Origin of the sequence: Arachidicoccus sp., from assembly GCF_050436765.1 — a bacterium.
Lineage (GTDB): Bacteria > Bacteroidota > Bacteroidia > Chitinophagales > Chitinophagaceae > Arachidicoccus.
In genome coordinates, this window is sequence record NZ_JBNQGD010000082.1 from 1 (window position 1) to 8,718 (window position 8,718).

The following is an 8,718-nucleotide window of genomic DNA, read 5'->3' on the forward strand; positions in this document are numbered from 1 at the left end:
TGACAAATATTTTCCAATAGAAAAACTCAGGCCTTACATCAAATATTTTGTAATGTCAGAGAATGAATTGGAAAGTGAATACAAAGTATTGCCGTCTTCGGGTTTGGTTATTGGTTTCCAATATAAAGGACAACTTTCAACGAAAAAAAACAATACAGAAAACAAACTGAAATCGGCAGGAATTACGGGTATTTCTGACCGCTACAAAATCTTCAAAAATTCGCCTGACATCGGAACGATTTTAGTTTGCTTTACCGAAATTGGTTTTACCCATTTTGCTTCCCATCCAGCTAACGAACTTTTTAATTTAAGCCTTTCATTGGACGAGATTTTTGACAAAAACAAAGTCGAAGAAGTTGAAGGCAAATTAGCTGTTGCAACCACAGACAACCAACGAATAAAAGCAGTGGAACAATTTTTACTATCTCAGCTCAAAGACATTGAAACTGACAAATTAATTATTGAAGCCGTTAAACTCATTTATCAATCCAAAGGAGCAATAAGAGTAAAGGAACTGAACGAAAAATTATTTATCAGCCAAAGCCCATTTGAAAAACGATTTAGAAAGGTAGTTGGAACAACCGCCAAAAAATTTGCCACAATTGTTCGTTTCAACGCAGTTCTTGACAATCTAAACGAAGCAAAAACGCTGACTGAAATCTGCTACGAAAACAATTTTTTTGACCAAGCCCATTTCATAAAAGACTTCAAACGATTCACGGGTGACATACCCGAAAATTTCAAACGCTTCTTGTAGAAAAACGATTTTTTACAATTACAGCCTTTTGGATCACCGCATCTTTGCATTGTACTCATAAAGCAAAGCAACGATGAAAATAATATTAAAACCAATTATCATTTTCACCAGTTTGAGCATTATGGTTGCGTGTAATTGAACAAATTGTTTAACAATTAAAAATCAAGAAAATGTTTACAGTAGAACAAATCAAATCGGCTCACAACAAAGTGAAATCAGGTGCAGACTTTCCTGCTTACATCAAAAAAATAAAGTCATTAGGTGTTACACACTATGAAGCCTATGTAACAGACGGACACATTGACTATCACAATGCGAACGACTGTACTGTAAAAGTGCCTGCCAAGTATGACCCATTGGCAATTGCTGAGGCTGCAAAAAATAATGAATTTAAAGCAGAATTAATAGCTCATCAAGAGGGTACAACAGACTTCCTGACTTTCATTAAAATGTGTGCAGCGTTTGGCGTTGAAAAATGGGCAATCTGTATGGACAAAATGACTTGCACTTATTACGACAAAGCAGGAAAAGAAATTTTGGTGGAGCAAATTCCACAATAAAAAACTGCGTACAACATCGGTAATAGGCGGGCTGAACAGCTTCGTATCAACGGAAGTGCAAAATTTACGTCCGTTCTTCGATTGAGCATTAGTGCTAGAGATCCCGCCCATCACCAATACGCGGCATATCAGCGGTCATAATAGGAAACCCCTACAAAAAGGCATCGGCACTAAATTTGACTTTTCTGAGAAACTGGAGTCAAAGTCTGAAACATTCACAATGTTATGAAAAATTGGAGCCTGCTATCGTTCGTACTGTTGGTATCGACAGGTTGTGCAAAAGATGGCGAGTACAGTATATCTAATCTGCTTATACTTCTTCGGACAACAACCAAGCTTGTTTTTATATTTTTCAACTGAGTCTACCAAATGGCCACATTCATTAAAGACATCCAAGATTGAGTGATCCCAAAAGATAAACCATCAACAAATCGGAACTATATCATCCCAAGGAATTATTATAGCATTTCCAACTTGACGCCTGCCTTAGGACTACCGTTATTTATTTACAAGGAAATGTACAATTTCACAAGTAGTTCCCTTGCTTAGGACGTTTTTACTTGAGGCAATCCTAATTTTTAATTTATGTGTGCCACTTTTTAAGCCACTGCCTAATAAAAGATACCAGGGCAGATAAAGAGAACTACTCCATTGCGTATATAGATCTATTTTCTTTTCTTTTGATCCATCAATTGAATAATAGATATTTCCTGCATCTGGACCAGACACGATAGCAATGCCGATAGCATTCCCTTTGAAAGATAAAGATAAAGTGCTTCCCGGGACTGTAGCTTTTAAAATTGGGACATGTACGAAACCTTCTCTGGCAGGAACGTCATTAGATGGAGCCCAGTCTTTAATCATTTGCCAGTTATTATCAGTCGACGCCTGTTGAATACTAAAATATTCACCTTGGCTAAAATTCTGAGGGTTTAACGGTTTCAAACGGGTACTTGCCGCAGGGTGCTCATTCGTATTTTTATTTACAATGCTAAAACAAGAATCAATTAAGCTCTTGATATTTTCAAAATACAGCCGTTGAACAAATGGCGAATTCAATAAACGACAATGCGAAAAAACAATATTATAAAACCAATGACGCGATAGAATTCCTCAATTCTCTTAACGATAATCAATCATTGATTATCGGAAAAAAATGATGGATTTAATGAAAATGGTTGCAGAGCTCCGAATAAACTGGTCTATCCTTTGAAACGAAAATTTACTTACCTACTCAAAAATGAGCATCTACAATCCCTGCCGTAAAAGGCTTGGAGACACCTCGTAAAAAAGGCCGCGGCATTGTTCGGGGGTGGATGCCAAAGCATTAAATGCTAAATCAGATATTACTACCTAAAAGGCATTACTCAAATTCCCTCCAAAAGGCATTCTTGAAATAATTGAAGCAAATAACTATATGTTTTTAGAACCCAAACGGTGAAAAAGAATTGAGGGCTAATTTTGGGAAAGATCAACTTGTCCTCCGGTAGGAAAGTATCTTATCCCATTGGCGTGTAAACTTCACTCAATTTACCAACCAGTCAAAGCGTCATACAATCTGAAACATCGTCTACACGCCCCTTTTACAATTATGCCCCCAATACTTTTGTTTAGAAGAATCTATACGCCTTATCCGCCCCATCCCCTTCCATAATCGTTTCTCCATTTAATATATCCAAGAAAGCGTTCTATATTTTGCGACGCCTACATTCTTGGATTCTCGTCTTCCTCATCCATCTTCTTAGTGAGACATTCTTTTAAGGTATCCAGAAAGACCGTTCTGTTTTTACGAATTCTTTGGCCTATAAATACACGATAGAAATTACCCAGGTCAATTTGGAAGACCTGCTCCAGTAATTGCACCACCTCTTTGATAGTCAGCCTACCATTATTAATGCACCCTCTACTCTGTAAGGCATAAGCCAGTTCAATCAGCGACGCCTTTTGCTCCGTCCATCGAACAGAATTATCTGTTGACCCCGAATAAACAGGTGAAGGTCTGCTGTCGTTTAACTCAGCCAAAGCAATATGAATATAACTTTGTACTCTTTCATAAGCGATGATTCTCGCCAGTCGACTGCTTTGACAGCTGGAGAATGAATGACCAGGTACAAAAGCATATTCTTCGAGTGCCAGCTCTAACTGCAAGGGCGCGTCGGAAAACAATTGAGCGTCCAGCCGGGTATCACCACTTTTATAATACTGATAGAGTTTTTTATTGTAATCAAAGAAACGATTGATCGTCCGGAGCTGCCTGTGGTAATATTTCTTCCGGGCGAATAAAGCATTTTTTGGTAAGGCCGTCTCTATTTCAAATACTTTGATAAAATAGATAAGATGCGCGTTTACCTTGGGTAAAATGCTTTTATGCAACTGTATTTTCTCCTCTACGCTACCTAGCGGATGCAAGGTCACATGCTCATTTAGCGCGATTAAAGTCTGCTGAATACAATCCATACAAAGTTTACACTGTTCAAGATGACTATTATCACCTTGTTCAATGGCTAATAGTTCTTGTTCTAACTGACTTACGAATGCTTCAATTGATGTCATCATCTTTTGTTTTTTTTAGATTAAAAAATAGCAGCAGCCTTGGTCGTTTATTATGATGTAGTATGTTTGATACTATTTCTTAGTCATCATCCCCGCCCTAATTTAGGCCTTAACCTCAGCGGCTTCCGAATAGATAAACTAAATAATGAACAATAAAATTGTTAGGATAGAAGACATTATTATGTAAGGCTATGTTGACTACATTGTGAGGAGCGTCACTTGAAGCCGGCCCTAGCCGAAACTTTGAAAAGCCACTTCCCTTTCGATGTCAAAATGCACATAACCCAGAATGCTGTTTAAGATAACCGCATTGCGATAAGGTCCCATGCCTAAATCCGGTGCGTTGAAACCATGGGTATGCAGCTCGCCGTTCTGCACAAATAGACTGTCTCTGTCATCAATGCTATAATGCTCCTTCACGTCATAGCGGCCTCGGTCATCCCATCGAATATTTTCTTTCACCGGTGCTAAGAACGGTGGAATTTTTCTATGATAGCCCGTAGCTAAGATTAAGATATCTGTCGTTTGTTGAAAGCTTCGCCTCGTCTCCGTCTGCATAAACCCGCAATCGACCCTATCTGATTCACCAATGGTGACTTCTTCCAGGTGGCAATTGCTTTGTAAATGAACAGGTGTTTTGCCGATCGCGTTATCCAACCCAATGCTATAGAGCTTGTCATAAATAGCGGCAATCAACGAGTGATTAATGCCTTTGTATAGTCCGGACTGTCCGGCAAGGACTTTTTCTTTCACGGCAGGTGCAAGAGCGTAAAAGTGCCGTAGATAATCAGGGGAAGTCATTTCTAAAGTCAGCTTGCTATATTCCATTGGAAAAAAGCGGGCAGAACGTGTGTACCAGTTTAGTTGAAATGGTTCTTTCTCACCATCTTTCTCGCTGTCCAACACCGTCAATAAATCATAAAATATCTCGGCGGCACTCTGTCCGGAACCCACAATACTTACCTGCTTTTTGCCCTTGATCAATTTTTTATTAGGAAGATAATTGGCTGAATGAAAAATATGCGGATGATTGCGGTTGATACAGTCCGGCAGATAGGGCTGACTACCCACTCCCAGTACGACATGGCGGCTGTAATAAATCTTTAACGCGTCGCTACTGGTTTCTCTGCAACAAACAACATATACGCCCTTTTGTTCGTCATAGTATATCTTTTCACAATGTCGTCCGAATGACAGATTCTTTAACTGGCTGCATACCCACCGGCAATAATCATTATACTCTTTTCTTAAAGGAAAGTATTCTTCCCGGATGGTAAAGCGAAAAAGCCTTTGTTTGGCTTTGAGATAACAGAGATAACTAAAAGGACTCTGGGGGTCAGCCAGCGTTACCAGATCCGCGTGAAAGGGTACTTGTAGCTTAGTACCTTCCATCATCATTCCCGGATGCCAGTTAAAGCCTGGGCGCTCATCCAGGAAAATAGTTGTAAGACGGGGGATGTTCGCGGCCAGCGCTGCCAGCCCCAGGTTGAATGGCCCGATACCAATACCTAAAATATCATAGATCGTTTGCATAGTTTAAAATTTTAGAAAGGCGATGATAAAAACGATGATGTAAAGGCGTAATGATTACGATTCAATGGTTGGTCTTGAATATTTGTTTAGTTGATTACCAAAGACAGGATTGTTTAAGAGAAGGTTGGGCTTTCCATTTCTACTATTACTACTACTACTTCTTCTTCTGTTGCCGCTGCTTACTTATTCTCCTCTCCTCTTTTTCTCGCTTGCTCTCTCTTCAACTTTTTTTCTTCTCTTCCTGATAAATAACCACAGATAAGTCAATGTAATGGTTAGCGAAGTATTTATCGAGATGGCTAATAGTGTCCTATTTAAGCCAATTTGGTGGTAACCAAATTGGAACAATAAGCAACAAACAACGACCCATTGAAGTATATAGACTAAGGTTACTTCTTTACTAAGCGTACTAAGTAACTTAATGAACCTACTATTTTTTGCGTTGGGTATTTGTAGTAGCAGATGACAGAGGTATAAAAAAATAAGCGCGGTGCCCATATGTATCAAACTGCCGCCCGGTCCAAGTCTGTAGAAATTTGTTTCCCAGTTAGACGGTTCAAAATGTTTTAGGGCAAGTCCTATAAGAATGATGATAGCCCCCAAAACTGCAATCCGATTATAAAACCGTTGCCGGAGAATATAATAACCAATGGCGAGGCCAAGTAGCGGATAGCAAAGCCAGGGGAACAAGGGAAAGAAACATGCAGGAGGCAATCCATTGATTAGATTAAGTGGTAATTGCCCTAGTAAATCATTTGTCTGTAACCGCCAGATAAAAGGTGCAGTGAAAATAATCAGCACAACCAATGCCATTGACCAATAGGCATAGTATTTACACCGATATAGCAGAGCACAGATAAAGTAAGCAAGAGCGGCCAATTGTAATATATCACCAATAAGCAATAACCGTATGGTCCCCTTAACGTTTTGCTCCATACCATTTTCCGTGTAAAGATTTGCCGGAATACCATCCCATAAGGTAGGCAATACAAATTTTAAAAAGTTGAGTAAGTAGCCTAGAAAAAAGAGCATCAAACACCTGAAAATAATTTGCCTGATTGTTTTCTTTCTACCCAGCGTAATGGCGATACCCATGGTGAGCATAAAGACAGGTGCGCCCGCTCCCTCAGCAACAAAAGCCATTATATCACCAAATAAGGAGCACCGAACCATTGTTGTTGAATAAAATAAAGTGCTGTGAATAGCGGGAAGTGTAAGCAAAGTAAGCCCCTTTGCCACGTCCAGCGTGACATTACGTGAAGTTGCCATAACGATTGATTTATATTTTACGAGTTGCTAACCAAGATTTTTTGAAAGCTGCCGCTCTCCTATTTACGCGTCTTTAGGGGATGCTTTTTCTCATAATCTTTTCTGACATACCTGTATAGGTTAGCGGTCTTATAAGACAGCTGAATAGTTTCTAAGAAATCAAACCCTGCCTGCTCCGCTAACCTGCAAGCGTGGATATTGGCTGCATCCGGCTCTACAAAGAGGTTATCGATGGTTAATATATAAAATAGAAAATCGAGCACGGTAAGTAGTGACTGATACGCAATGCCTTTCATATTCTTAATAACCGAAGGCGGTAATAGTCTGTAAGGACACATTAAAAGATGAAGACCATAGTCATTATTTTGAGCATCAAGATGCTGGGCTAGTTCTTCATCGTTTATTACCCGGTACACTTCTACAAAACCTACCGGGATATCATCTAAATACAACATAAAAAATAGATTAATAGAAGCCTCAAGCATTTCGTCATAGTAGGCCTTAAAAGATTTATAAGTACCCTGTAACTGCCAAAAACGAGCGGCATAAGGCTGATTGCACCATTTGTGTAACAACCGCCCATGCAAGGCTAGATGCATCGGTCTTAGCTGAAGCTTTTGCCGATTAAAATTCCTTTGATAAAAGGATGCTGTAAGTAATGATTGATCAGGTTTCTTCGGTAGGTCGTACGGACCAAATAACTCATTTAATTTTTTTTTCATAATTTCATAATTCAATTTGAAGTATATTTTTTTGTGGTGCTTTATCTCTTATTGACTGCAAGCTACTGGCAGTAATGAGTAATCATCTTGTCCGATAGGACATTTAATTTGTCTTTAAAGACGGACACTGAAAAATATCTTACCCTGATAGAATTTATAAGAAGGCGATGAAAGATGTCCTGATTGTTGTTGATGCCGGTAATCGTATCTAACGTCATTATTTTTTAACTCCTAATATTTTTTTTATGAAGGATCTTTTCGATATTCAATCAGACTTCGGTGATTATTTCGGCTTTGAAAATAGGGTGCACAAATCGTATAAAGGATTGATACTCCCTGGTAGTGAGCTATATTCTTTACATGGTGATTTTGGCAACATGGTTTTTCAGGGGATTTTTCGACCGCTTTATCATATTTGGTTCAGCAACTATGAAACCAGACAACGGCGTCATACGCTGAGTAGGGCTGCCTACGGATCAGTCGAATTAAGCATGCTTATTCGCAGTAATATTGCTTATAATCTGTGGCAGCCATCGGGTCGTGTGTTACATAAACAATCGCAGTTTAACCTGATACATTCCACCCATATGGAAAACAAAGCGCTGTTTGAAAAAGACTCTTTTTATACTACCTTGGATTACCACGCGCAACCTTTACTATTAGATATGTTATATCAGCAATATCCAGAAATCATGTATGATTTTCTAAATGAAATAGAAGCAGGTAGGAATGTATTATTTTATCCAAAACATTTATATGCGACGTTACCGATGCTGCAACTAGCCAGAACAATTACGGCTTTATTAGCAGAACCGATATTAGATACGTTTTTATTAGATACCAGTGTAATACTTTTATTTGGCTTTGCTATCAGATGCAGTTTAGAAATGTCATCTAAAAGATTTCGTTACGATCAAAAAAAAGAAATGGATGAAAAGTTAAACGCAGCGCTTGCAGCTTTACTTTCTGATTTAAAAAAATTTCGGGGTATTGCTTACTACGCCAGGATGGTGGGCATGAGCGCCACTTCCTTTAAGAAGCTTTTTCAACTCATTTTGAACGAAGGGCCTTATGGTGTTTGGAATAAGAATCGTATGAATGAGGTCTTTCAGGATGTAGTACATACTAATTTAACCTTTGATGATATAGCCATAAATCATGGTTTTGCAGGTGGGGATAGCTTAACGAAAGCGTTTAAGAAATACCATAAGGTTCCCCCCTCCTATTATCGTAAATAGTACGGATCATTTTTTATTTTTTTTATTTTTCTAAAATATGCAGAAACCTATTTATCCAAAATATAATCAATGAATAACAGATGACG

At 38.7% G+C, this 8,718-nt stretch carries 8 protein-coding genes; 3 read left to right on the top strand and 5 right to left on the bottom strand.

Annotated features, from left to right (window positions below; all coding sequences use genetic code 11):
* Positions 1-757, top strand: a 757-nt coding sequence (locus ACQR30_RS03390) for a helix-turn-helix domain-containing protein (protein ID WP_429731259.1), incomplete at its 5' end; no start/stop codon positions are given.
* Positions 758-927: 170 nt separating this feature from the next.
* A complete protein-coding gene (locus ACQR30_RS03395) occupies positions 928-1,317 on the top strand; it encodes a DUF1398 domain-containing protein (protein ID WP_429731261.1) in 390 nt (129 codons plus the stop codon).
* Between the two features lie 498 nt (positions 1,318-1,815).
* On the opposite strand, the gene ACQR30_RS03400 is transcribed toward ACQR30_RS03395, so the two are convergent.
* The 5 genes from ACQR30_RS03400 to ACQR30_RS03420 all read right to left on the bottom strand — a co-directional run bounded on the left by ACQR30_RS03400 (position 1,816) and on the right by ACQR30_RS03420 (position 7,394).
* The gene (locus ACQR30_RS03400) at positions 1,816-2,376 is read right to left on the bottom strand and encodes a hypothetical protein (protein WP_429731263.1); all 561 of its coding nucleotides are present in this window, start codon (positions 2,374-2,376) and stop codon (positions 1,816-1,818) included.
* 645 nt (positions 2,377-3,021) lie between these two features.
* A complete protein-coding gene (locus ACQR30_RS03405; RefSeq protein WP_429731266.1) occupies positions 3,022-3,873 on the bottom strand; it encodes an RteC domain-containing protein in 852 nt (283 codons plus the stop codon).
* Between the two features lie 228 nt (positions 3,874-4,101).
* Positions 4,102-5,403: a lysine N(6)-hydroxylase/L-ornithine N(5)-oxygenase family protein gene (locus ACQR30_RS03410; protein ID WP_429731269.1), complete on the bottom strand. Its 1,302-nt coding sequence runs from the start codon at positions 5,401-5,403 to the stop codon at positions 4,102-4,104.
* Positions 5,404-5,586: 183 nt separating this feature from the next.
* Positions 5,587-6,672, bottom strand: coding sequence for a heparan-alpha-glucosaminide N-acetyltransferase domain-containing protein (locus ACQR30_RS03415; RefSeq protein ID WP_429731272.1), 1,086 nt, complete (start codon positions 6,670-6,672; stop codon positions 5,587-5,589).
* 59 nt (positions 6,673-6,731) lie between these two features.
* On the bottom strand, positions 6,732-7,394 hold the full coding sequence (locus ACQR30_RS03420) for a GNAT family N-acetyltransferase (protein ID WP_429731275.1): 663 nt from the start codon (positions 7,392-7,394) through the stop codon (positions 6,732-6,734).
* Positions 7,395-7,639: 245 nt separating this feature from the next.
* Here ACQR30_RS03420 and ACQR30_RS03425 point away from each other — a divergent pair, with 245 nt between their 5' ends.
* Entirely contained in the window at positions 7,640-8,632 is a 993-nt protein-coding gene (locus ACQR30_RS03425) for a helix-turn-helix domain-containing protein (RefSeq protein WP_429731278.1), read from the top strand.
* The last annotated feature ends 86 nt before the right edge of the window (positions 8,633-8,718 follow it).